At 70.9% G+C, this 24,051-nt stretch carries 17 protein-coding genes and 2 pseudogenes; 10 read left to right on the top strand and 9 right to left on the bottom strand.

What is annotated here, in order from left to right:
- Positions 1-300 precede the first annotated feature (300 nt).
- Positions 301-1,239, bottom strand: a complete 939-nt coding sequence (locus tag ETD85_RS42060; protein WP_138695420.1) for a DUF5996 family protein — start codon at positions 1,237-1,239, stop codon at positions 301-303.
- 41 nt (positions 1,240-1,280) lie between these two features.
- Positions 1,281-2,042 carry an MBL fold metallo-hydrolase gene (locus ETD85_RS42055; RefSeq protein WP_240779776.1) on the bottom strand — a complete coding sequence of 254 codons (762 nt, stop codon included), beginning with the start codon at positions 2,040-2,042 and terminating at the stop codon, positions 1,281-1,283.
- Positions 2,043-2,121: 79 nt separating this feature from the next.
- Between ETD85_RS42055 and ETD85_RS42050 the strand changes: the two genes are divergently transcribed.
- Positions 2,122-2,520 carry a MerR family transcriptional regulator gene (locus ETD85_RS42050; RefSeq protein ID WP_240779775.1) on the top strand — a complete coding sequence of 133 codons (399 nt, stop codon included), beginning with the start codon at positions 2,122-2,124 and terminating at the stop codon, positions 2,518-2,520.
- 36 nt (positions 2,521-2,556) lie between these two features.
- Here the strand turns inward: ETD85_RS42050 and ETD85_RS42045 are convergent, their stop codons facing one another.
- Both ETD85_RS42045 and ETD85_RS42040 read right to left on the bottom strand, forming a co-directional pair.
- Positions 2,557-3,756 (bottom strand): hypothetical protein, encoded by a 1,200-nt coding sequence (locus tag ETD85_RS42045; RefSeq protein WP_170247133.1) that lies wholly within the window; start codon positions 3,754-3,756, stop codon positions 2,557-2,559.
- A 113-nt stretch (positions 3,757-3,869) separates the two neighbouring features.
- Complete coding sequence (locus tag ETD85_RS42040) at positions 3,870-5,504, bottom strand: dolichyl-phosphate-mannose--protein mannosyltransferase (protein ID WP_138695417.1); 1,635 nt, start codon at positions 5,502-5,504, stop codon at positions 3,870-3,872.
- A gap of 57 nt (positions 5,505-5,561) precedes the next feature.
- Between ETD85_RS42040 and rsmI the strand changes: the two genes are divergently transcribed.
- Together rsmI and ETD85_RS42030 are read left to right on the top strand one after the other, a co-directional pair.
- Complete coding sequence (rsmI, locus tag ETD85_RS42035) at positions 5,562-6,431, top strand: 16S rRNA (cytidine(1402)-2'-O)-methyltransferase (RefSeq protein WP_138695416.1); 870 nt, start codon at positions 5,562-5,564, stop codon at positions 6,429-6,431.
- Between the two features lie 7 nt (positions 6,432-6,438).
- Complete coding sequence (locus ETD85_RS42030) at positions 6,439-8,028, top strand: dolichyl-phosphate-mannose--protein mannosyltransferase (protein WP_138695415.1); 1,590 nt, start codon at positions 6,439-6,441, stop codon at positions 8,026-8,028.
- On the opposite strand, the gene ETD85_RS42025 is transcribed toward ETD85_RS42030, so the two are convergent.
- On the bottom strand, positions 7,964-9,511 hold the full coding sequence (locus tag ETD85_RS42025; RefSeq protein ID WP_170247132.1) for a hypothetical protein: 1,548 nt from the start codon (positions 9,509-9,511) through the stop codon (positions 7,964-7,966). The two genes, ETD85_RS42030 and ETD85_RS42025, sit on opposite strands and share 65 nt — an antisense overlap.
- A gap of 99 nt (positions 9,512-9,610) precedes the next feature.
- Between ETD85_RS42025 and ETD85_RS42020 the strand changes: the two genes are divergently transcribed.
- Positions 9,611-10,834, top strand: coding sequence for a glycosyltransferase family 2 protein (locus ETD85_RS42020; protein WP_206059203.1), 1,224 nt, complete (start codon positions 9,611-9,613; stop codon positions 10,832-10,834).
- A 103-nt stretch (positions 10,835-10,937) separates the two neighbouring features.
- Entirely contained in the window at positions 10,938-12,719 is a 1,782-nt protein-coding gene (gene metG, locus ETD85_RS42015) for a methionine--tRNA ligase (RefSeq protein WP_138695414.1), read from the top strand.
- On the opposite strand, the gene ETD85_RS42010 is transcribed toward metG, so the two are convergent.
- Together ETD85_RS42010 and ETD85_RS42005 are read right to left on the bottom strand one after the other, a co-directional pair.
- On the bottom strand, positions 12,664-13,890 hold the full coding sequence (locus tag ETD85_RS42010; RefSeq protein ID WP_138695413.1) for an FAD-dependent monooxygenase: 1,227 nt from the start codon (positions 13,888-13,890) through the stop codon (positions 12,664-12,666). The two genes, metG and ETD85_RS42010, sit on opposite strands and share 56 nt — an antisense overlap.
- Before the next feature lie 164 nt (positions 13,891-14,054).
- Entirely contained in the window at positions 14,055-17,384 is a 3,330-nt protein-coding gene (locus ETD85_RS42005; RefSeq protein WP_138695412.1) for an ATP-binding protein, read from the bottom strand.
- Positions 17,385-17,403: 19 nt separating this feature from the next.
- On the opposite strand from ETD85_RS42005, the gene ETD85_RS42000 reads away from it, so the two are divergent.
- Both ETD85_RS42000 and ETD85_RS41995 read left to right on the top strand, forming a co-directional pair.
- Positions 17,404-18,258, top strand: coding sequence for a TatD family hydrolase (locus tag ETD85_RS42000; protein WP_240779774.1), 855 nt, complete (start codon positions 17,404-17,406; stop codon positions 18,256-18,258).
- Between the two features lie 83 nt (positions 18,259-18,341).
- Positions 18,342-19,250: a resuscitation-promoting factor gene (locus tag ETD85_RS41995; RefSeq protein ID WP_138695410.1), complete on the top strand. Its 909-nt coding sequence runs from the start codon at positions 18,342-18,344 to the stop codon at positions 19,248-19,250.
- A 16-nt stretch (positions 19,251-19,266) separates the two neighbouring features.
- Here the strand turns inward: ETD85_RS41995 and ETD85_RS41990 are convergent, their stop codons facing one another.
- Positions 19,267-20,463, bottom strand: coding sequence for an FG-GAP repeat protein (locus ETD85_RS41990; RefSeq protein WP_170247131.1), 1,197 nt, complete (start codon positions 20,461-20,463; stop codon positions 19,267-19,269).
- 14 nt (positions 20,464-20,477) lie between these two features.
- Complete coding sequence (locus ETD85_RS65015; protein WP_206059204.1) at positions 20,478-22,643, bottom strand: serine/threonine-protein kinase; 2,166 nt, start codon at positions 22,641-22,643, stop codon at positions 20,478-20,480.
- Positions 22,644-22,713: 70 nt separating this feature from the next.
- Between ETD85_RS65015 and ETD85_RS67690 the strand changes: the two are divergent.
- The 3 genes and pseudogenes from ETD85_RS67690 to ETD85_RS65010 form a co-directional block, all read left to right on the top strand.
- Positions 22,714-23,025: pseudogene (locus ETD85_RS67690) on the top strand (rRNA adenine N-6-methyltransferase family protein); the annotation flags it as partial.
- A gap of 129 nt (positions 23,026-23,154) precedes the next feature.
- A pseudogene (locus ETD85_RS67685) lies at positions 23,155-23,709 on the top strand (ribosomal RNA small subunit methyltransferase A); the annotation flags it as partial.
- Positions 23,710-23,870: 161 nt separating this feature from the next.
- The coding region (locus tag ETD85_RS65010; protein WP_206059202.1) for a hypothetical protein at positions 23,871-24,051 on the top strand (181 nt) is incomplete at its 3' end.

Genomic DNA, 24,051 nt, shown 5'->3' with positions numbered 1-24,051 from the left:
ACCCGGCCCTGACCGCCCGGCCACCGAAAGCCCGGCCACCGAAGACCCGGCCCTCAGGGCCCAGTCCGGAAATTCTTCGCGGGAAATCGCGCGTGCGAGGGAATGTCCGGCGGGCGGGTGTGGTTACATGAATCGTGGCCGGTGTGTCCAGTGTCCCCGGGCCTCACCTATTGCCTTCGCGGAATACCGTTCGGCTGGAGCCGCGTTGTGCCTTTCGCCGAGAGGCGACCTGCACACCGGTACGCACTCGTTGAACGCCCGCCCTCTCCGGAGGGCGGGCGTTCAGTCATGTCAGGGGTCTCACGCCCTGAGCTTCGCGTAATAGGGGTCCGTGACGCCTCCCGGGCTGCTCAGCGCCTCCGTGTCGAGCTGGGTCAGCCTGGCGCCGGCCCGGTAGGCGCTCTCCAGGAACTCCAGCACGGTCGCGACCGGATCCCCGGACGCCCGGACGTCGTCGTAACGCAGGACGGCCAGATGGCTGCCCCTGGCGGGCAGCCACTCGGCCTGCTCCGGCCGCAGCGGCTCGCGCTCCAGCCCGGCGGGCTCGGGCGCGGTGTAGGAGTAGAAGGCCGGCCACGGCCGCTCCTTGTCACCGAACCAAAACCCCGAGCTGATGACCTCCCAGCTGTAGGCCTCGCGGGTGACGGAGTCGGCATCCGGCGAGACCGTGACCACACGCCCGGTGAACCGCGTGACCGCGATGTCGAACGTGTGCCAGAAGTGGTGCACCGGGCTGGTCTTGCCGGCGAAGTCGGCGGCGAACCGGTCGAGGAGCTGCGTCACCTGGGACAGGATCCGCCAGTACCGGTTGATCAGCACGGGATCGTAGCGAGCGTGCAGCGTGTCCTCGGCGAACGGGGTGTCGTCGCCGAGGTCGAACGGCACTCCCCAGATCTCGGGCCGGATGCCCAGCCCGGCCAGGGTTTCGAACAGGCGCTCGTGGAACGACGCCACGGACCTGCCGATCAGGCTGAACTCGGCGCTGCGGCCGTCGAGCACGTCCACGATCAGGCGGTGGCGTACGAGGTCGAAATCGATGGAGTACAGGGCCTGCTCGCCGAGCCCGCCCATCGGCCGAGTGGTGATCCCTCGCCCGGTCGGGTGGAAGGGAACCTGCCACCAGTGATTGCGTCGATTGCTCGCAGTCAGCCGGATCTTCCCGACGATCTGCGCGAATCGGTGAAAGGTCTCCTTGGCGTCGGCCCACTCTGCGAGCGGCATGGCCGGGAACAGCTCCATGACGGTCCCCCTCCGGCGTAGAGCTCTTCAGGCCATCCTAACTACCGGGTGTGTTCGGCCAGCTCCCAGGGGTCGTGGGCGGAGATGACGGTCACCCCGTGGTCGTGTGCGAGCGAGCGCAGCGTCTCCTGGCTGGACACGCGGCGTTCGGGATCCACCTGGGAGTCGAGCTGCACGATGTCGAACAGCGGGTGCGACCGGGGCTGGGGCGCCAGCTCGCCGTGGTAGAAGTACGCGTCCCCAGCATGCAGGAGCCAGCGCTCGCCGTCGTTGACGGCCACCCCGGCGTGCCCGCGCGTGTGGCCGCCGAGCGGGACGAGCAGGATGTCCTCCGGCAGGCCGGCAGCGGGACGCACGCCGTCCACGCCCAGCCAGCGCGTGCCGGTGCCGGGATAGGTCTGCCAGCGCGGCCCGTGCGCCCAGTGGCCGGGCCGGTAGCGCCGGTTCGGCGCCTGCGCCAGCGCGTCCTCCAGCTCGGCCTCCATGACGTGCACCTGGGCGTGCGGGAAGTCGGGCAGCCCGCCGCTGTGGTCCACGTCCAGGTGGGTGAGCAGGATGTGGCGTACGTCGGCGGGGTCGTGCCCGAGCGCGGCGACCTGCCGGACGGCCGTCTCTCCGGGCACGAGCACCGGCCCGACCATCTCCGTCCACTCGCGATCGAGCATTTCGGCGGGTTTGGCCACGTCGTCGAGGCCGAGTCCGGCCTCCACCAGCACGAGCCCGGAAGAGGGGGTTTCGAGCAGAAGGGCGTGGCACACCGCGGGGGCGGAGGCCGAGCCGTCGAGCGCGTCGATCTCGCGCATGGAACCGAGGTTGAGATGATGAATCCGCATGCCGACTAGACTGCAACTTGAAGTGCGGTTCAAGTCAAGGAGCGGGGTCGTGGACGACGTGTTGGTGGACATCGGCGAGGTGTCCAGGAGGACCGGGCTGGCCGCGTCGGCGCTGCGCTTCTACGAGCGCAAGGGGCTCATCGAGGCCGAGGGGCGAAACGGGCTGCGGCGGGCGTACCGGCCGGAGACGCTCGACCGCCTGGCGCTGATCACGTGCGCTCGCGACGCGGGGTTCACGCTCTCGGAGATCGCCGAGTTCCTGCGGGCCAGGCCCTCCGACGCGCGGCTGCGCGAGCGCCTGGCCGCCAAGGAGCGCGAGGTGGACGCGCGCGTCTCGCAGCTCACCCGGCTGCGTGACAGCCTGCGGCACGCGGCCGTCTGCGAGCACGATCCGCTGGTCGAGTGCCCCGAGTTCAAGCGCGCCGTGGGCCGGGTGCCCGCGGGATGACGGCCGGGGCCGGCCCGGCCGCCGTCGAAGGGACGCTCATCCCGAGCTGACGTACTTCCTGGGGCGCAGGGCGTGGGCCCGCAGCGCCGCCAGGGCCGCGAGCTGGCCCGGCCGGTCCATCCGCACCGCCAGCTCGTCGCTGAAGGCCAGCCCCAACGCCGTGAGCTGGGCGATCAGCTCGGACACCGGCCTCGCGACGTCCGCCAGGCTCGTCGTGGGGTGCCAGCCCTCGCCGCCGACCACCTCCGCCACCCGCTCTCGCAGCTTGTCCGGCGACATCAGCGTGCCGTCGGCCAGCAGCAGGAGCGCGGCCTCGCGGGCCGACACCTCGAACTCGTGCTCGCCCCTGGCCAGCAGCAGCCGGGTGACCGCCGACCACATGGCCTCGGGGGACTCGAGCAGCCGCCTGCCGTGCTCGGTGATGGACAGCTTCGAGCCGTCGCGCTCGATCGCGCCCAGCTCCCGCTCGGCCAGCTCCCGCAGCCTGAGCGCCTCCGGCGAGGGCGCCAGCCGCAGGGGCAGGCTGCCCTCCCTGGCGGCCAGGGACAGCAGCCCCTGCAGGGCGGGCAGCGGCTGCGCGGGCACCGGCGCGTGCAGGCGCACCTCGAACGGCTGGGCGAGCTTCCGCCTGGCCGGGCCGCGGCCCAGCACCCAGCGGTTGAGCCGCTCGCCGTGCACGCGGTTGAGCCAGCTGTCGCCGCCCAGGTCGCTGCGGGGCTCGGTGAGCCAGCGCCGGGTCAGCGCGGTGCGGTCGATCGGCTCGCCGGAGACGATCCCCAGCTCCAGGGCGGCCGAGCAGGCGATGTGCGCGCCCAGCTCCTCCGGCCCCATGATCATGCTCCACTGCAGCTCCGGCACGTCGGGCGGGAGCACGCCCGTGGCCTCCAGCGCCTGCTGGTAGGCGCTGGTGCCCGCGTCCTCGCCCTCGCGGGCGTAGGTGTGCAGGATCTGTACGGTCGTGGGCGACACGCACAAGGCGGCGTAACGCTCCATTCCACCGAGCTGGAGCAGCCGCCCGAGTGATCGCGCCAGGCGCTCGTGGTCGCCGCCCGGCTTGAGCGGCCCCACCTTGATCGGGAGGGTGTACCAGAGGAACTCGCAGACGTCGAGCTGGGTCACCGTCTCCAACGGTTCGCCACCCGTCAACCATTCGACGGCGGTCCTGGCCTCCTCGGCCAGGTCCGGCTGAGATCGCTCCAACTCGGCGAGAAGGGCGGTGACATCCGGTGCACTCATGCCTCGAAGTTTGCCGTATCGACCCCGGGCCTGACGATGACCGAATCCGGTGCGTATTGGGTCTTGCACAGCGACTACCCTAAGAAACCACTATTGAGCCGGGCGTAACGTGATCATATCCACCGTTTTTCGAAGAGCATCCGAGCCTTCCATTCGGTGTAGGGGATCAACTCGGCCGACAGGATCGGGTGCAGCCACCAGAAGTTGATCACCACGAGCAGCGCGAAGGCGCCGACGACGGCCGCCCCGACGGTACGGCGTACCGGCATGCTGCCCGAGGCGGTCGGCGTGGACGGCCCGATCAGCAGCCCGGCGCACAGCGTGATGGCCAGCACCATGAACGGCACCATCGGGATGGCGTAGAACAGGAACATTGTGCGGTTGTCGGCGATGGCGAAGTAGAACCACGGCAGCCAGCCCATCGCGTACGCGACCACCACGGCCCCGGCCCGCCAGTCGCGCGAGGAGAAGTACCAGGTGATCAGGGCGATGAGCGCGGCCACCGCGCCGAACCAGATCACCGGCGTGCCCACCCCGAGCACCGCCTCCGAGCAGTCCTTGACGCCGCAGGCGTCCTGCTTGCCCTCGTAGTAGAAGGCGACGGGACGCAGCAGCAGCGGCCACTGCCACGGCTCTGACATGTAGGGATGAGAGGTCGCCAGATCGCTGTGGAAGGTGAAGACCTGCCACTGGTACTTGATCCACGACCGCATCGAGTCGATCAGGAAGAACAGCGGGTTGCCCGACGAGGTGGCCTGGTCCCAGTCGCGCCCGTAGCCGGTGGCCGTGGCGAACCAGCCCGTCCAGGTGGCCATGTACGTCACGAACGGCACGATCGCGAAGGCCAGGATCCCCTGCGGCACGTCCTTGTTGAACGCGCCCACGTACGGGTTGCGCAGGCCCACCGCCCGGCGCGCGCCGAAGTCCCACAGCAGGGACATGACCGCGAACGCGACCGCGAACGCCAGCCCCGACCACTTGACCGACATCGCCAGGGCCAGGCAGACGCCCGCGCCGATCCGCCACCACCTGATCCCGAGCGAGGGACCGTGCGGCGACATGGGCGATTTCTCGTACCAGGCGACGAGCCGCTCCCGAGCCTGGTCGCGATCGGCCACCAGGCAGGCGAACGCGGCCAGCACCCAGAACATCAGGAAGATGTCCAGCAGCGCCGTGCGCGAGAGCACGTAGTGCAGGCCGTCCAGGGCCAGCAGCAGGCCCGCGAAGCAGCCGAGCAGCGTCGAGCGGGTCATCCTGCGCGCCACCCTGGCCAGGACCAGGATCGACAGGGTGCCGATGAGCGCGGCGGCGAAGCGCCAGCCGAACGGATTGAGCCCGAACAGCCATTCGCCCGCGCCGATCATCCACTTGCCCATCGGCGGGTGCACGACGTAGGAGGCGCACTTGTCCATGGTCTCGGGCGTGCACGACTGCCAGACGTTCTCGTTGCCGGCCAGGATCGCCTTGTCGGCGTCCTTGATCGTGACCCGCTCGACTCCCCACGTGATCAGGGAGAACGCGTCCTTCATGTAGTACGTCTCGTCGAACACGACGGCCTTGGGATGGCCCAGGTTGACGAAGCGCAGGATGCCGCCGAAGACGGTGATCAGCAGTGGCCCGATCCACCCCCACAGGACGCTGCCCCGCATGGGAGGCACCACCCGATCGCGTACGGACCGCTGCCGAGGCTGGCTCTCGCCGGCCTCCGAGCTCTCGTAGGCCTGGTACGGGGAATCGGTCACCGCCATTCGGACATCGTACGGGCCCCAAGGCGGTCCTTACCCAAGAAACACGGTCTAATTGGGATGCCCTGCCACAATGGTCAGGTGACTAGGGATGGCAAGTTGGTGCTGGCAGGAGCGCCCATAGGTCAGGCGGGCGACGTTTCGCCGAGACTGCGTGAGGTGCTCGAAAGCGCCGACGTGGTGGCCGCCGAGGACACCAGAAGGCTGCGCAGGCTCGCGACCGAGCTGGGCGTGGAGATCACCGGGCGGGTGGTGTCCTACTACGACCAGAACGAGGCGGGCCGGGCCCAGGAGCTCATCGAGTCGCTCAAGGAGGGCCGCACGGTCGTGGTGATCACGGACGCGGGCATGCCCGGCGTCTCCGACCCCGGCTACCGGCTGACCCGCCTCGCGGTCGAGGAGGGCGTCACGGTCACCGCGTTGCCGGGCCCGAGCGCCGTCACCACCGCGCTGGCGGTGTCCGGGCTGGCCAGCGACCGGTTCTGCTTCGAGGGGTTCCCGCCGCGCAAGCCCGGCGACCGCTCCCGCCGCCTGTCCGCCCTGGCCGAGGAGGAGCGCACGATGGTCTTCTTCGAGGCGCCCCACCGGCTGGCGAGCTCGCTGGCGGCGATGGCGGAGGCGTTCGGGCCCGACCGGGAGGCCGCCGTGTGCCGCGAGCTGACCAAGACGTACGAGGAGGTGCGCAGGGGCGGGCTCGGCGAGCTGGCCGAATGGGCCGCCGCGGGCGTCAAGGGCGAGATCACGGTCGTCGTCTCCGGTCACGTGGCCGGGGCGGGCGAGCCGGACCTGGACGAGCTGGTCGCCGAGGTGGACCGCAGGGTCGCGGACGGGGTCCAGCGCAAGCTCGCCATCTCCGACGTGGCCAAGGGCGCGGGGGTGTCCAAACGAGAGCTGTACGACCTGGTTCACAGGCGGACCACCACCCCATAGGGTGCGCATGGTGAGGAACTGGGGGGTCGTCGCGCAGCGCATGGTCCCGCCGATCCAAGGCGGCCCTCTGCTGGGCTGGGTCGGGCCGCTCCTGGTCGCGATCTTCGGCGGCGTCCTGCGTTTCGTCAGGCTCGGCGAGCCCAAGGCCGTCGTCTTCGACGAGACCTTCTACATCAAGGACGCGTACTCGCTGCTCACGCACGGCGTCGAGCGGACGATGCTCGGCAACGCCGACAACCCCATTGCCGACAAACGCCTCATCACCGGCAACCTGGACATCTTCCAGCAATGCGCGCAGCCGGTCGACTGCGCGTCCTTCGTCGCCCACCCGCCGCTGGGCAAGTGGATGATCGGCCTGGGCGAATTGCTGTTCGGGATGACCCCGTTCGGCTGGCGCTTCACGGCGGCCCTGGCCGGCACGCTGTCCATCCTGATCATGGCCAGGGTGGCGCGGCGGATGACGCGTTCGACGCTGCTCGGCTGCCTGGGCGGGCTGCTGCTGGCGCTCGACGGGCTGCACCTGGTGCTCTCGCGCACGGCGCTGCTGGACATCTTCCTGATGTTCTGGGTGCTGGCCGGGTTCGCGTGCCTGGTGGCCGACCGGGACTGGGCCCGGCGGCGGCTGATCGACCGGTTCGGGGGCGCGCCGATCGGCGAGCTGGGGCCGCGGCTCGGGCTCAGGCCGTGGCGCGTCGCCGCGGGGGTCTGCCTGGGGGCCGCGTGCGCGGTGAAGTGGTCGGGGGTCTTCTTCCTGATCGCGTTCGCGGTCATGAGCGTGCTGTGGGACATGGGGGCCAGGCGGGCGCTGGGGCTGCGGCAGCCGTACCGGGGGGCGCTGTCGTACGACGTGCCCGGCGGGTTCGCGGCGCTCGCGGTCGCGCCGGCGGTGACGTTCATGGCGTCGTGGACCGGGTGGTTCGTCACGGCCGGGGGCTGGGGCCGCAACTGGGACCAGGCGACCTCTTCGGGGCCGCTGTTCTTCGTGATCGACTCGGTGCGCTCGTGGCTGAACTACCAGACGCAGGTGCTCGGCTATCACAGCGGCCTGGAGGACTACCACCCGTACATGTCGGAGCCCTGGCAGTGGCCGCTGCTCTTACGCCCGGTCTCCTTCTACTACCCGTCGGACCTGCCGCCGTCGGCCTGCGGGGCCGGCGAGTGCTCACAGGCCGTGCTCGGGGTCGGCACCCCGGCGCTCTGGTACGGCGCCGCGCCGGCGCTGATCGCGGTCATCACCTGGTACGTGGCCACCCGCGACTGGCGGGCGGGGACGACGCTGCTGGGCTTCGCGGCTGGCTGGCTGCCGTGGTTCTACTACGCCATCGCGGACAACCGGACGATGTACCTGTTCTACATGATCCCCGTGGTGCCGTTCATGGTGCTGGCGATCGTGCTGGTGGCGGGGCTGATCCTGGGCAAGGAACGGGCCTCGTCCGGGCGGCGGGCGGCCGGGGCGGCGACGGTGGGGGCGTTCGCGCTCATCGTGCTGATCAACTTCGGCTGGCTCTATCCGGTGCTGGCCGCCGAGACGATCACGCAGGCTGAGTGGTGGGCTCGGATGCTGATGCGTTCTTGGGTGACCGCCGCGCCCAAGTGACGCCCTTGCGCAGCGTGATCGCCGCCGCGATGCAGGCCAGCGGCACGGCCGGCAGCACGTAGCGGTAGTCGAACTCCGCCGTCGCCGCCGGCGCCAGCAGCAGCCCGACCGCGCCCAGCCACGGCAGCACCACCGCGCCGCCGAACTTGCGCCAGCGCACCGCGACGCCGTACAGGCCGATGAGCAGGATGCCGCCGAGCATGATGCCGCGCAGGTAGAACACCTGCTGGTAGCCGCTCATGATGCCGGCCCACGGCTGCACGATCTTCGTCTCAGGCGGGCCCTGCTCGTAGCTGAACGCGTCGGTGTCGGTCCGGCCGCCCGCGTACGACGACCACTTCGGCAGCCGCTTGGGCTTGCCGGTGTCGTCCAGCTCCACGTAGGGCTTGAACTGGTACATGTTGTACGTCGACTCGTCGGGGAAGCGCGGGCGCGCCCAGTGGAACGAGCGGAAGAAGTCACGCACGACGACCTGCAGATAGTCGCCCGGCTGCGACAGGATCGCCCGCGTGGCGAACGCGCTGGCCGCGTCGTTGGTGATCTCGCTCCACTTCTTGTTGACGCCCCACCGGTGCAGCACCTCGCCGGTGGCCGTGCCGTTGTGGCTGCCCTGGCCCCACAGGTACCACTGCGCGTATTCCTTACGGGAATCGACCGGTTCGTTGATGCACAGCAGCAGGAGTTGAACCTCTTTGTACTTGTCGAACTCCATCTTGTTGCAGTCGGCGAAGATCGCCGTGCGCATGTAGAGGATGAGCCCGTCGCTGTTGGTCATCGCGAATTTGCCGTACGCGGAGGCGAACCAGCCCATGTACGCCATGACCGGGATCGCGCACGCGGTGAGCACCGCCACGATCGGCCGCCAGCCCGTCCGCTTGACCAGCAGGTAGAGCACCACCAGCGCGAGGATCGGCATGCCGATCGAGCGGGTCAGCCAGGTCAGCGCCAGCAGGAACCCGACGACCGCGCCCGCCTTCCAGGACAGCCGCCGCTTCCACAGCACCAGCGTGATCACGCCCACCACCAGCAGCGTGAACAGCGTGTCGGACATCACGAGCTGTTCGAGCTGGATCTGGTAGGCGTCGAACAGCACCGGCGCCGCCGCCAGCGTGGCCCCCCACTTCGGCAGCCGGAACTTGATGCGCAGCAACGCGTAGATCAGGCAGGCCGTGGCGAGCCCCATCAGGTGCTGGGTGAAGATCACCAGTGAGAAGCTGTGGAACGGCTTGAGCAGCATCAGCCAGAAGCTGTAGCCGTCGGGCCTGATCGGGTGCGGCCGCGGGTGCAGCGCCACCGAGACGTACTCGTAGGAGTCGTTGAACCACATGGCCGGGCCGTAGCCGAGCATGGTGATGAGCCGCAGCACGGCGCCGATGCCGAAGGCCGCGGCGAACACCCGATGCCGGCGGACCATGGACAGCAGACGTGCTGCCCAGCCAGCAGCGGAGTGGTCCACAGGGGTAATCTCCGCGACGCTCACCATGCTGTAAAGAATGCCAGTCGTTTTTGGGTCTTGACCCGAGCATCCGTGGGCACAGGGCATGATGGTTCACTGGAAGAGCCTTAACTGAAGGGTAGACACGTGGAACTGACGGTGGTCATGCCCTGCCTCAACGAGGCGGAGACCGTGGAAGTCTGTGTACGCAAAGCACTGGCGTGCATGGCGGAGCACGGCATCGAGGGCGAGGTCCTGATCGCCGACAACGGCAGTACGGACGGCTCGCAACAGCTCGCCCGAGACGCCGGTGCCCGCGTGGTCCACGTCGATGAGAAGGGCTACGGCAACGCCCTCATGGGCGGGATCCGGGCGGCGCGCGGCAAATACGTGATCATGGGCGACGCCGACGACTCCTACGACTTCACCGCGCTGCTGCCGTTCGTCGAGCAGCTGCGCGACGGCGCCGACCTGGTGATGGGAAACCGTTTCAGGGGCGGCATCTCGCCGGGCGCCATGCCCCCGTTGCACCGCTACCTGGGCAACCCGGTGCTGTCGTTCATCGGGCGGCTGTTCTTCCCCTCGGCGATCAAGGACTTCCACTGCGGCCTGCGCGGCTTCAGGCGTGACTCGATCCTGCGCCTGCAGCTCCAGACGGGCGGCATGGAGTTCGCCTCGGAGATGGTGGTCCGCTCCACACTGTCCGGGCTCGACGTGCGCGAGGTGCCCACCACGCTCTCGCCCGACGGCCGCTCCCGCCCGCCGCACCTGCGCTCATGGCGCGACGGCTGGCGCCACCTGCGCTTCCTGCTCCTCTACAGCCCCAAGTGGCTGTTCTTCTATCCCGGCGTGCTGATGATGATCCTGGGCCTGGTGGCCGGGACGGCGCTGACGTTCGGGCCGGTCGAGATCGGCGAGCTGGCCTTCGACGTCGACACCCTGGTCGGGTCGTCGGCGCTGGTGGTGATCGGCTTCCAGGCGGCGCTGTTCGCGGTCTTCACCAAGGTCTACGCGGCCGAGGAGGGCTTCCTGCCGGAGTCGCCGCGCATCCGCAAGCTCATCGACATCGTGACCCTGGAGAAGGGCCTCGTGGTCGGCGGGCTGCTGGCCCTGGCCGGTCTGGTCGGCCTGGTCATGTCGCTGGTGCACTGGCAGGTGCGCAGCTTCGGCGAGCTCGACCCGCGCGAGTCGCTGCGCATCGTGGTGCCCTCGGCGACAGCACTGATCATGAGCTTCCAGACGATCTTCGCGGCGCTGTTCGTCAGCATCCTGGGCATCCGCCGCACCCGCGAGAGCTCCATCGACGTCGCCGCCAAGGCCGCGGAAGAGGCCGCGGAGGCCGTCTCACTCGAAGAGTCCAAGCGCGTGTGACCACCTCCTTCACGCGGGGCCGAGCCCGGCCGTCCGCGTGAAGGAGGCCCGTCACGGGGTTGGCGGGCTTTTGGCGCGGGGCCGCGCAGATAGGCTTACATCCATGTCCCAGCACATCTTGACCGCCGTCGCGTGGCCGTACGCTAACGGCCCCCGCCACATCGGGCACGTCTCAGGATTCGGCGTGCCGTCCGACGTCTTCAGCCGTTACCAGCGGATGGCGGGCAACAAGGTGCTGATGGTCTCCGGCACCGACGAGCACGGCACGCCCATCCAGGTGCAGGCCGACAAGGAGGGCGTGAGCGCCAGGGAGCTGGCCGACCGCTACAACCGCGTCATCGCCGAAGACCTCACCGGCCTGGGCCTGTCCTATGACCTGTTCACCAGGACCACGACGAAGAACCACTACGCCGTCACGCAGCAGATCTTCAAGGGCCTCTACGACAACGGCTATATCTTCCCCAAGACCACGATGGGCGCCATCTCGCCCTCGACCGGCCGCACCCTGCCCGACCGCTACATCGAGGGCACCTGCCCCATCTGCGGCTACGACGGCGCGCGCGGCGACCAGTGCGACAACTGCGGCAACCAGCTCGACCCGATCCAGCTGATCAACCCCAAGAGCCGCATCAACGGCGAGACCCCGGTGTTCGCCGAGACCGAGCACTTCATGCTCGACCTGCCCGCCTTCGCCGAGGTGCTCGGCTCCTACCTGCAGTCCAAGCAGGGCGAGTGGCGGCCCAACGTGCTGAAGTTCGCCCTCAACCTGCTCGGCGACCTGCAGCCGCGGGCGATCAGCCGCGACCTCGACTGGGGCGTGCCCATCCCGCTCGACGGCTGGCGCGACCAGCCCAACAAGCGGCTCTACGTCTGGTTCGACGCGGTGATCGGCTACCTGTCGGCGTCCATCGAGTGGGCCAGGCGCTCCGGCGACCCCGACGCCTGGCGTCAGTGGTGGCAGAACCCCGAGGCCCGCGGCTACTACTTCATGGGCAAGGACAACATCGTCTTCCACGCCGAGATCTGGCCGGCGATGCTGTTCGGCTACAGCGGCATCGGCGCGCGTGACGGCTCGCCGGGCGCCCTGGGCAAGCTCGACGTGCCGTCCGAGGTGGTCTCCAGCGAGTTCCTGACGATGGAGGGCAAGAAGTTCTCCTCCTCGCGCCAGATCGTCATCTACGTGCGTGACTTCCTCGCCCGCTACGACGCCGACGCGCTGCGCTACTACATCGCGGTGGCCGGGCCGGAAAACCAGGACACCGACTTCACCTGGCAGGAGTTCGTCAACCGCAACAACGGCGAGCTGGTCGCCGCCTGGGGCAACCTGGTCAACCGGTCGATCTCGATGGCGGCGAAGAACTTCGGGGCCGTCCCCGAGCCCGGCGACCTGACCGACGCCGACCGGGCCCTGCTGGAGCGCTCGCGCAACGCGTTCGCCCCCGTGGGCGCGGAGCTCGGCAGATCGAGGTTCAAGAACGCCATCACCGAGGCGTTCGACGTGGTGCGCGAGGCCAACAAATATCTGGCCGAGCAGGAGCCGTGGAAGCTCAAGGACGACCCGGCGCGCCAGAAGTCGATCCTGCACGTCGCGCTCCAGGTGGTCGACGACGCCAAGACGATGCTCACCCCGTTCCTGCCCGGCTCGTCCAACAAGGTCTACGCCATGCTGGGCGGCGAGGGCGTGTGGTCGGGCATGCCGGAGATCCGCGAGGTCGACGAGGACGGCGGCACCCCCTACCCGGTGATCACCGGCGAGTACGACGGGGCCGCGCGGTGGGAGCACCGGCCGATCAAGCCGGGCACCCCGCTCGCGCCGCCGGTGCCGCTGTTCAAGAAGCTCGATCCGAAGGTCGTCGACGAGGAGCTGGCCCGGCTGGGCGAGTGACTCCATAGTCCTTGAGGCTGATGGCGCTCGCGGTCTTCCTGACCGACTTCGCCATCAGCCCCTTCCACGGCAGGTAGGGCAGCAGCTTGTAGTTCTGGTTCATGAACCAGGCCATGAGCCGGCTCTCGGGGACCATCCACTTGCTGACGCCCACGGCCGACTCCTGGCAACCGGCGGCGTAGCCGCGTACCTCCCGCTCGTAGGCGGCGAAGGCGGCGCGGTGGTCGCCGCCGGCCGCGGCCAGCTCGCCCGCCAGCACGTACGCGCTGACCACGGCCAGCCCGGTGCCCATGCCGGACAGCGGCGAGGCGCAGCAGGCGGCGTCGCCGACCAGCACCACCCGGCCGCGTGACCACGAGTCCAGCCGCACCTGGCTGATCGAGTCGAAGTAGAAGTCCTCCGCGTGCCGCATCCTGCGCAGCAGCTCCGGCGCCTCCCAGCCGACCCCCTCGTAAGCCTCGGCCAGCAGCTCCCGCTGCCGGTCGAGGTCGTGCCGGTCGTAGTCCAGCGGCGGCGAGCCGAACCAGAAGACCGCCTTGGCCTCGGTGTTCCGCCGGGCGCTGTAGAGGGAGACCATCTTGCCCGGGGTGCTGTAGGCGTGCCCGGTGTAGTCGAGGCCGAGGTAGTTGTCGGTCGTGAACACCGCGCAGTAGAGGCCGAGGTAGGACGTGTGCTCCCGCTCCGGGCCGAACGCCAGGGCCCGGACGGTGGAGTGCAGGCCGTCCGCGCCCACCACCAGGTCGAAGCGCCGCTCCGGCCCGCGCTCGAACGTCACCGTCACCCCGTCCGCGTCCTGCGCGATCGAGGCGATCGAGTCGCCGAAGACGTACTCGGTGTGGGAGCTGGTGGCGTCGTGGAGGATGCGGGCCAGGTCGCCGCGCAGGATCTCGACGTCGCCGGCGAACAGGTCGGCGGGCATCGCGACCAGCTTCTTGCCGGCCTCGTTGACGTTCCACATGGAGCCCATGTGGGTCTGGGCGCGTTCGATGTCGGGGAGGACGCCCATCTTGCGCAGCACGCTCATGTGCGCGTCGCCACGGAAGTCGACCGAGTAGCCGCCTTCGCGGAGGGCGGGGGCGCGCTCGACGATGGTGGTGCGGTGGCCGTACCGGTTGAGCCAGAGGGCCAGCGCGGGGCCGGCGACGCTCGCGCCGGAGATCAGGATGTCCATGCCGCAGAGCCTGACCGGCCGCCCTCACCGCGCCATCACCGCACCCTCACCGCAGGGCTCACCGCGCCCTCGACCTTCGCTCTCACGGCCGCCCTCACGCCCTCGACCTTCGCTCTCAGGGCAGGCTCACCTCGCCGTTGCCGGCCCGCCTCCTCGGCCGCTGCTCAGCCGTCCGGCTGCGAGCGGGGGCGACCGTCCGAGAGGGTGGCCAGCTCGCCGGTGAAGGCGGTGAGCTCGCCCAAGGGTGACCGGTCGACGACCTCGTCGGCGACGCCGACGAGCCGCAGCGCCTCCCGATGGGAGAGCCGCGCGCCCGCCCGCCGCGCCTTGGCGAACGCGCGCTCGCCCAGCACCGCCCGTGCTTCCCGCGCGGCCTCCGGCTCGCCGGGCAGCACGACGCCGCGCATGGCGATGGCGGCTCCCAGCAGGGTGGCGCACAACAGGGCACCGTCCTGGCCGCCACCGCCGCCACCGCCGCCACCGCTGCCACCCCCACCGCTGACATCGTCGGCGCCGTCGGTGAGGGCCAGGGCGGCCAGGGCTTCGATGGCCCGGGGGCTTTCGGCCAGCGCGCCTGAGCGGACCGCGTGTTCGACCGCCCGGCGGTAGTGGGCGCGGGCCGTCCCCCGATCCCCGTCGGCCTCCGCCACGCGCCCCAGACCGACCAGGAGGCGGGTCATGTTGCCCGAGGTCTTGACCCACTGCGGGTCCGACTGCCGCAACCCCTGCTCGTACAGCTCCCGGGCCCGCCCCAGATCCCCCTTGCGCGCCGCCACGTCGCCCAGCCCGCGCAGCGCGGAGGCGAGGTAGATCGGCAGAGCCGCACGCCTGGCCAGCTCGGCGGCCCGCTCGTAGTCGGCCCGAGCCCCCTCCAGGTCGCTCCCGATGCGATGGTCACCCCGGTTGCAGAGCAGGTCCGCCAGGTCCTCCTCGGCCCCGAGCTGCTCGGCCAGCGCCAGCGCCTGCTCCGTGTAGGCCAGGGCGGCGGCGTCGTCACCGTGGACGGACGCCAGCCAGGCCAGCCCGTCCAGCGCCAGGGCCGAGCCCCAGCGGTCGCCGAGCAGCCGGAACCCGTCGAGCGCCCCCGTCAGCTCCTCCTCCGCGGCAGCGAACTCACCCGCGGCCATCTGTGGATACGCCCAGATCAACCGCGCGGCGGCCCGCTCCCACGGATCGGCCGCCCGCGCGGCGCGCCGGAGCATCTTGAGCGCCACGTCGGAGGCGAGGGTCCCCGCAGTGATCATCGGCCAGAGGTACGTGACGATCGGATACCGCTTCCCTCCGGACCCTCCGGACCCTCCGGACTCGTCTGTGTCGTCCGTGACCATCGTCTCGGCCTGCGACCGGTGGCGCTCCCAGATCTGCTGTGCCGCGCCGTTGCCGGTGGTCGCCAGCAGGCACAGCACGTACGCGTCGCCGAGCGCCGGATCCGGCTCGGGACCCGCCGCCTCCAGCAGGGCGATCGCGGCCCCGGCGGTCGTGGCGCGCATGCCGCGCATCCAGAGGTACGTGGACTGCGCCGCCAGCAGCCGCATGCCGAACGCCACCTCACCGGACTCCACCGCCCACCGCAGCGCGGCCTGCAGGTTGTCGTGCTCGGCGGCCAGCCGGTCAAGCCACCGCACCTGCCCGGCCCCGCGCAGGTGCGGCTCGGCCCGCTCGGCGAGGTCGAGGAAGTACGTCGCATGCGCCCTGCGCACGTCCGGCGCCTCGTCCCCGAGCCGCTCCGCGCAGAAGGCGCGGATCGTCTCCAGCATCCGGTAGCGGCCCCCAGACACCTCCAGGAGGGACTTGTCGGCGAGGGAGTCGAGCAGCTCCTCCGCTTCCGCCAGCCCGCACACCTCGGCGGCGGCCCGCGCGGTGGCGCCGCCGGAGAAGACGGTCAGGCGGCCGGCCATGACCTGCTCGGCCTCGGTGAGCAGCGCCCAGCTCCAGGCGACCACGGCGCGCAGGGTCTGGTGCCGGGCGTCGGAGGTACGGCTGCCGCGCGACAGGAGGCTGAACCGGTCCTGGGCCGCGAGGCGCTCGGCCAGCTCGCCGGTCTCGTGCGTACGCAGGCGGGCGGCCGCCAGCTCGATCGCCAGCGGCAGGCCGTCGAGCGCGGCGCAGATCCGGCCCACCGCCTCGTCCGGCACGAAGTCCGGGCGGACCGCCCTGGCCCGGTCGATGAAGAGGGCCGCCGCGGCCTCGGGGGCGAGGGGGCGTACCGGCCAGAGGTGTTCGGGGGTGATGCCGAGTGGCTCGCGGCTGGTGGCGAGGATGCGGAGGGCGGGGCAGGCGGCGAGCAGGCGCTCAGAGAGCGTGGCGGCGGCGTGGACGAGGTGCTCGCAGTTGTCGAGGATCAGCAGGAGCGGGCGCTCGGCCAGGGCCGCGATCAGGCGGGACACCGAGTCGGGCCGATCGGCGGCCCCGAGCCCAGGGCCGCTCAGCAGGCCGCTCTCGCGCACGCCCAGCGCGTGCAACACCACCTGGGCCAGATCCGCCTCCGTGCCCACCGGTGCCAGCTCCACCAGCACCACATCCCCAGCCCCCCGCGCGACGGCGGCCACCGGCGAGGTGGCGTCTGCGGGGGAGGCCGGGTGTGGCGAGCCCGAGTCGGCGAAGGAGGCGGTCCGGCCGGGAGCCGGCCGGGCGACCTCGATCGCCAGCCTCGTCTTGCCCGCACCCCCCGGCCCCAGCAGCGTCACCAGCCGGGCCGTGGCGAGCAGTGGGGCGACCGCGGCCACGTCGTCGTCCCGGCCCACGAAGCTCGTCAGCCGCCCGGGCAGCGTCAGGGGCGCCGGTGCGACGGCGGCCGTCCCGCGCAGCAGGCTCCGGTGGAGCTCGGCCAGCTCGGGCGACGGGTCCGCGCCCAGCTCGGCGGCCAGCAGCTGCCGCCCATCCTCGTACGCCGCCAGCGCCTCGGCCGGCCGCCCGTCCGCGGACAGGGCACGCATGAGCAGCCCGCGCAGCCGTTCTCGTAAGGGGTGCTGTCCCACCAGATCGTCCAGCTCGGTGATGACCGCCCGGTGCGCCCCGCACGCCAGCTCGGCCTCGATCCGATCCTCGATCGCGCCCAGCCGCCGCTCCTCCAGCCGTCCCCCGTGCGCGGGATCGAGGTCGGCGAACGCGGCCCCCCGCCACAACGCCAGGGCCTCACGGAGCACCGCCGCGGCGCGTACCGGATCGCCTGCCGCCCGCCCCTCGTCGGCCAGCACCAGGAACCGCTCGGCATCGACGTCGCCGGGCCCCACCGGCAGCCGGTAACCGGCCGGGGTCAGCTCGACGGCGATCCCGTCGCGCCTGAGCCTGGAGACCTGCGAGTGCAGCGCGTGGGTGGCGTCCTTCGGGATCCGGTCTCCGTACAGGGCCTCGATGAGACGGTCCTGGGACACGACCGCGCCCGGCCGCAGCAGCAGGAGCGCCAGCAGCGCGCGCCTGACCGGCCCGCCGAGCGGAACCTCGGTGCCGTCCGCACGCCAGGCGCGGGTGGTGCCGAGAACGCCGTACCGCATGGAGGCTACTTTAGAGTGCGTGACCAAGCTTCCCGCCGCTCCAGAGCCGCTTTCCGCCCCTGTGTTCGACAGTCACTGCCACCTCGACATCATGGTGGGCAACCGGCAGGCGTCATCGGGCGACCCGGTGGCACAGGCCGCGCAGGCGGCGGCGGGCAGCGTCCGGAGCATTCTGGAGGAGGCCAGGCAGGTCGGGGTGACCCGGCTGGTGACGATCGGCTACGACCTCAAGTCCTCCCGGTGGAACGCGGAGGTGGCGGCCGAGCAGGAGGGCGTGTACGCGGGCGTGGCCATCCACCCGAACGAGGCGCACGAGGCCACCCCGGAGGTGCTGGCCGAGATCGAGGCGCTGGCGGGGCGGCCCGAGGTGCGGGCGGTGGGGGAGACCGGGCTCGACTACTACCGGGACTGGGCGAGCAAGGACGACCAGCACGCGAGCTTCCGCGCGCACGTCGAGATCGCCAAGCGCACCGGGAAGGCGCTGGTCATCCACGATCGCGACGCCCACGACGACGTGCTGAAGGTGCTGGCCGCCGAGGGCGCGCCGGACAAGGTGGTGTTCCACAGCTACTCGGGCGACGCCGAAATGGCGAAAAAGTGCGTCGAAGCCGGATATTTCATGTCATTCTCCGGGCCGGTGACCTACAAGAACGCCGCCTACCTCCGCGAGGCGGCCGAGGTCGCACCCATGGAGCTCATGCTGGTCGAGACCGACGCCCCCTACCTCCCGCCGGTCCCGCACCGGGGCAAGCCCAACGCCCCCTACCTCATTCCGCTCACCCTGCGCTGCCTGGCCGAGGTCAAGGGGGTACATCCGGACCGGTTGTGCGAGGCGATCAGCGCCAACGGAGTCACGGTCTTCGGCGAGTGGTGACCATCTTTCGGTGAACCGGTGGATGCGCGCGTCCGGCCGCCGCTAGCGTTCGGGCGGTCCAGCCCCGCTACCGGAGGTGATTCGTGCGAGGCAAGAGGCGTGCGCCGCGTCCGCCGATCCCGTGGCGTTCCCCGTGGACGCCCGTGGTGTGCCTGGCCGGCGCGCTGGCCCTCGGTACGCTCGTCGTGGCGTCGTTCCTGGTCAAAGACGTGGTCGTGGTCGTCGACGGCCGCCCCGTGGCCGTGCGCAGCTTCGCCGGCACGGTGCACGGCGTGCTCGGCGACGCCGGGGTCTCGCTCGGCTTCGGCGACGTCGTACGGCCATCCGGCCAGGAGGACGTCGCCGACGGGGCCACGATCGAGGTGCACCGCGCGCGCCCCCTCACGCTGACCCTGGACGGCCGCACCAGCAGACACCTGGTCACCGCCACGAACGTCGGCGACGCCCTGGCCGAGCTGGACATCGCCCCCGCCGCCGGCCGGCTCTCCGCACCGCCCGGCGACGCGGTGCCGCTGTCGGGGATGGAGCTGACGCTGTACACCAGGCGCAAGGTGTACGTGGTCGCGGGCACCACCAGGATCACCTCGCGGACGACCGCCAGGACGGTGCGCCAGGTGCTCAGGCAGCAGCGCATCGCGCTTCAGCAGGGCTACCAGGTGAGCCCGCCGCTCAGCAGCTTCCCCGAGGACGGCACGGTCATCACGATCACGCCGCCGCGCCCCGTACAGATCAGGCCGGCCGTCCTGCGGCTCAACTGGCACGCCCTGGCGGAGTGCGAGGCGCACGGAGACCCCTTGGCGTACAACGCCGGGGGGCCCTACTACGGGATGTACCAGTTCAGCCTGCCCATGTGGCAGGCCGTGGGCGGGATGGGGCTGCCGAGCACCTGGCCGGCGGAGGAGCAGACGTACCGGGCGCAGCTCCTCTACCAGCAGGTCGAGGGCCGCTGGCAGGGCCAGTGGCCCAACTGCGGCGCCGACCTGTTCACCTGACCGGGCCGCAGCGGGCTCACCCGGCGACGGACACCCCGAAGTCGGCCCCCTGGGGCGGCTGGACCTGCTGGAGGTCATCGGAGTTGCGCGCGGCCACCGCGACCTTGCCGGACGGCTGCGCGTCCGGCTGCCCCACGAACAGCTTGTTGCCGCTGAAGGCCACCGACCACCCGAACAGGCCGGCGTCCGTGGCCAGCTTCTTGTCCTCGCTCGCGTTCTTCCAGGAGACCACCCGGACGCCGCCGCCGTAGGGGGCGCCGATGGCCAGCCTGCCGTCCGCCGACGCGGCCATCGAGAACCCGAACGCCTGCTTGCCGCCCTGCGTCACCCTCCTGGTGGGCTTCCTCGCGGGGTCGAGCAGCTGGACGTACCCGGGTCCCGGTGCGCTGACCGCGTAACCGGAGCCGTCGGACCAGGCCACCGCGTAGCCGTACCGGTCGCCGGAGGCGGCGGTCGGCGAGTCCAGCTTCAGCGTCGTGAGCTTGGATGCGAACACGTCGTCGATGAAGACGACCGAGCCGGAGTCGATCTTGCCTGCCTCGACCTGCCGGCCCGCGCCGTCGTCGTTCTCGTACGGCACGCCGACGACCAGCCCGTTCTTCGGCCCGAACGCCATCGACCAGCCGAACTGGTCACCCACCTCGCTGTTGCCGCGCACGTCCACGGACTCCTGGCTGATCCTGCGCAGCTGGGTCGCGCCCTTGCGCACGTAGATGGCGCCCACGTCGAGCAGCGAGCCCTCGTCCTCGTAGGGGGCGCTGATCGCCACCAGATCGCCCCGCGCCGCCACAGACCACCCGAAGTGCGCGAAACGCTGGGGTTGGACGGCGGCCAGGCGCTGTGGAGGGGTGTTGCCGCCGCCATAGACGACGTACGCGGCCCCGGCGTCCTCGATGCCGTCAACGTCCGCGTACGGGGCGCCGATCACGAGGTCGGCGCAGGCGTCGGAATCCACCTTCGCCAGCCGTACGGACCAGCCGAAGGCGTCGCCCTTGGCCAGGTCCGGGACGGTGACGGGGATGACCTTGCCGCCCGACAGCACGTGCGCCGCGCCCTTCTGGCCGTCCGCGAACGGATCGCCCACGGCCACGTCGTCCACGCCGTCGCCGTCGAAGTCGGCGGCCCCCGCACAGGCGGCGGCGCCGGCCGCCACGGGGGACAGCACCGTGCCGCCCAGCACGAGCGCGACGCCCACCGCCAGCAGCCTCGCCATCCGCATTACGGCCCTCACAGTCCGACCTCGATCTGCTTGCCGTTCTCGAGCAGGGTCGCCGTCATCTTGACGGGTTTGCGATAGGCCGCCAGGTCGAACACGAACGCGCTGTCCACCCGCCCGCCGGGCAGGATGACCGGAGGCAGGGTGACGGTGGCCGGATCGTGCTCCCCGCCACGGTCGTCGACCATGGTGACCACGGGCTGGATCAGCTGCCTGCGCTCGCCGCCGGGGTTGAGCATCGTCCATGGGATCACGCAGAGCTGCCCCTTGGTCGCGGTCGTGCCCTCATATTCCTTCAGCCCGCACTCGGGGGCCGACGCCACGATCGCGACGGGGTCGTCGAAGCCGGCGCCCAGGGCGAACCTGCGGCCCACGTCGTTCGGCGCCGCCCCAGTGGCGGTCTGGGAGGGGCTGCGGGTGGCCGTCACGGTCGTGTTACGGCCGGAGGTGGCGATCAGCACGGCCACGGTCACGACGATGGCCAGCACGGCGGCCGCGGCGGCGATGAGCCACCGGGTGCCGGGCGTCCTCGTCCCGCCGATGGTGTCGGGCTCGTCGCCGAGCGGAGCTCCCGCGCCTAAGGGGACGGCCCCCTCGCCCGGCTGGGTCTGGGTGCCCGACAGGACCCCCGGCCGGGACTCTGCTTCTTGCGGGACGTCCGGCCCGACCGGCTGCTTCTTGCGCTCGCGCAGCCTCTTCTTCTTCACGGGCTGCTGCTGCTCCCGCAGCCGGGCCTGGTTCTCGGCCTCCCAGCGGGCGAACTCCTCCTTGGCCGCCTGCTCCTCACGCCGCGCCAGCTCCTCGACCGACGCCTGCCCCTGCTGCGCCTGCTGCGCGGCACCGGCCGTATGGGGTGTGCCGGGTGCGTTGGGCCCGCTCGGGGACTGCCGCGAGACCCCAGGCCGGCTCGGGACCCCAGGCCGACTCGGAGCTGCAGGCTGGCCGACCTGCCCAAGCTGATTACCCTGACTGGCCGCACCAAGCTGGAACTGGGCGGGCTGGGATTGGCCGGGCTGGGACTGGGGCTGGTTGCCCTGATAGGCCTGGTTGCCCTGATCGGGACGACTGCCCTGATCAGGCCGGCTGGGCTGCCCCACCTGACTGGAGCCGCCTCCACCTACGCCTGCCCCACCTACGCCTGCACCGCTCCCGCTTCCGCCTGTGCCGCTTCCGCCTGTACCCCCTGCACCGCCCCCGCCTGCCTGGCTCGGCGCGCGGCTCATGGTGTCGCTCGGCGGCGGTGTCGTGAACGTCGCCGTGATGTCCGGCTCGTCCACCACGTTCTGCGGCGGCTGCCACTCGTTCAGCATCTCGGTCGCGACCAAGGTGGGCGGATCGACCGTCAGCGCCGGTGTGGACCCTCCCACCAGGGCGATCAGCAGCTCCTGCGCCGTAGGCCGGACGGTCGGCTCCATCGCGGTGGCCCGGCGTACGAGCTCGTTGAGCGGCGCGGGCAGCGCGCCCAGGTCGGGCGGGTTGTTCAGAACGCGGGTGGCCAGCGTGATGGGGTCGCCACGGCCGAACGGGTGGCGTCCATTGCCCGCGTACGCCACCAGGCAGCCCCAGGCGAAGATGTCCGCCGCCGGGCTGACGACCTGGCCGCGTACCTGCTCGGGGGCCCACCAGCCCGGGCTCCCCAGCAGCTCGCCGGAGAGCGTGAACCCGGTCTCCCTGTCGAGCGCCCGGGCGATCCCGAAGTCGATCACCCTCGGCCCGGACAGCGAGAGGATCACGTTCGCCGGCTTGAGATCCCTGTGCACCAGCCCGGCCACGTGGATGGCCGCCAGCGCCGCCGCCACGCCGAGCGCCACACCGTGCAGCGGTCCCGGCTCCAGAGCCCCGAACTTGGAGATCTGGTCGGACAGCGGGGTCCCCGCTATGTACTCGGTCACCATGTACGGTCGCCCGTCACCGGTGTTGCCGTTGTCCAGCACCTGGGCCGTACAGAACGATGCCACCCGGCGGGCGTTCTCGACCTCCGCGTGGAACCTGGCGGCGAACCCCTCCTGGTTGGCGAACTCCACCTTCACGACCTTGAGCGCGACGAACCGGCCCGTCGGCGCCCTGGCGAGGAACACGGTCCCCATGCCGCCTTCGCCGAGGCGGCCAAGCAGCCGATACGGTCCGATCTCCCGCAAGTCCGTCGGGCGGAGCGGCGCGGCGCCCGTTGGCTCCATGAGGGACGTCCCTTCCTGTTCCACGCCATCCTCTCCTTTGGTCTCCCCATCCGCCATCGCAGGTTCTTCGATGCGGGAGACTGGTTGGATGATGAGGCTGTTGGGCCCTGCAGAAATACGTATTTTGGCGAACAAGCTAGATCTACGTCCGACAAAAAAGCTAGGCCAGAACTTCGTGATCGACGCAGGAACCGTCCGGCGTATCGTCCGCGTGGCCGATTTGTCCCCAGATGACGTGGTCATCGAGGTCGGCCCGGGCCTCGGCTCGCTCACCCTGGCACTCCTGCCGCCGGCGGAACACGTGGTGGCCGTCGAGATCGACCCCGTACTCGCCCGCCAGCTCCCCATCACCGTCGCGGAGCGGGCTGCCACGGACGAACACGCCGCCGGGGACGAACCCGCCGAAGAGGACGGCGGCGCTGCCGAGGAAGCTGACGCTGCCGACGGGCGCACCATCGCGGAACGGAACGCTACCCACAAGCTCACCATCGCGGGTCGGGGCGCCGCCGACAAGCTCACCGTCGTAAACGCCGACGCGATGAAGATCACCCTGGACGACCTGGAGGGCCACACCCCCACAGCCTTGGTCGCCAACCTCCCCTACAACGTGGCCGTCCCGGTGGTGCTGCACCTCCTGGAGGTGCTCCCGTCCCTGCGCAAGGGCCTGATCATGGTGCAGCTGGAGGTGGCCGACAGGCTGGCGGCGGGTCCGGGCTCCAAGGTGTACGGCGTGCCGTCGGTCAAGGCGGCCTGGTACGCCGACGTACGCAGGGCCGGTCCTGTGGGCCGTACCGTCTTCTGGCCCGTCCCCAACGTCGATTCCGGCCTCGTCTCCCTCACCCGCCGCGAACCACCTGAGACGACGGCCTCGCGCGAGGAGGTGTTCGCCGTGGTGGACGCCGCCTTCGCTCAACGCCGCAAGACGCTGCGCGCGGCCCTGGCCTCATGGGCCGGCAGCCCAGCCCTGTCGGAAGAGGCCCTCCGAGCGGCCGGGGTGAACCCTTCGGCCCGGGGCGAAGAGCTGGACATCACATCCTTCGCCCGCATAGCCGAAGCCAAGCCCTGACCGCTCACGCCGCACAAGCCGTACCACTCGCGCCGATGCACTTTTCCACAGCCCGACCGCACCGAGCACCGCCCCTCCACAGAACCGCGCTCGGCCCCCCACGGCCCCACCCCGCCACATGATCCTGGCTTCCCAACCTTCTAAGGCACGGGAGGCCAACCATGATCATTCACACGGTGCTGGGACAGCACACCTCCCTCATCACAGGCCCACTTGCCAAGCTCTTCGGCTGCCTCTTTGCGACCATGTCCGCCCTGATCGCCCTCTCGGTCTTGTCCGTCCTGGCAGCCTGCCCTGCCGCAGCCCAAGCCACCTTCGCACTCCCCGCCCGCACCTCACCCC

This window comes from Nonomuraea zeae (assembly GCF_005889725.1).
GTDB lineage: Bacteria > Actinomycetota > Actinomycetes > Streptosporangiales > Streptosporangiaceae > Nonomuraea > Nonomuraea zeae.
The sequence above is the reverse complement of the archived record's forward strand: the minus strand, read 5'-3'. Positions and strand labels throughout refer to the sequence as shown.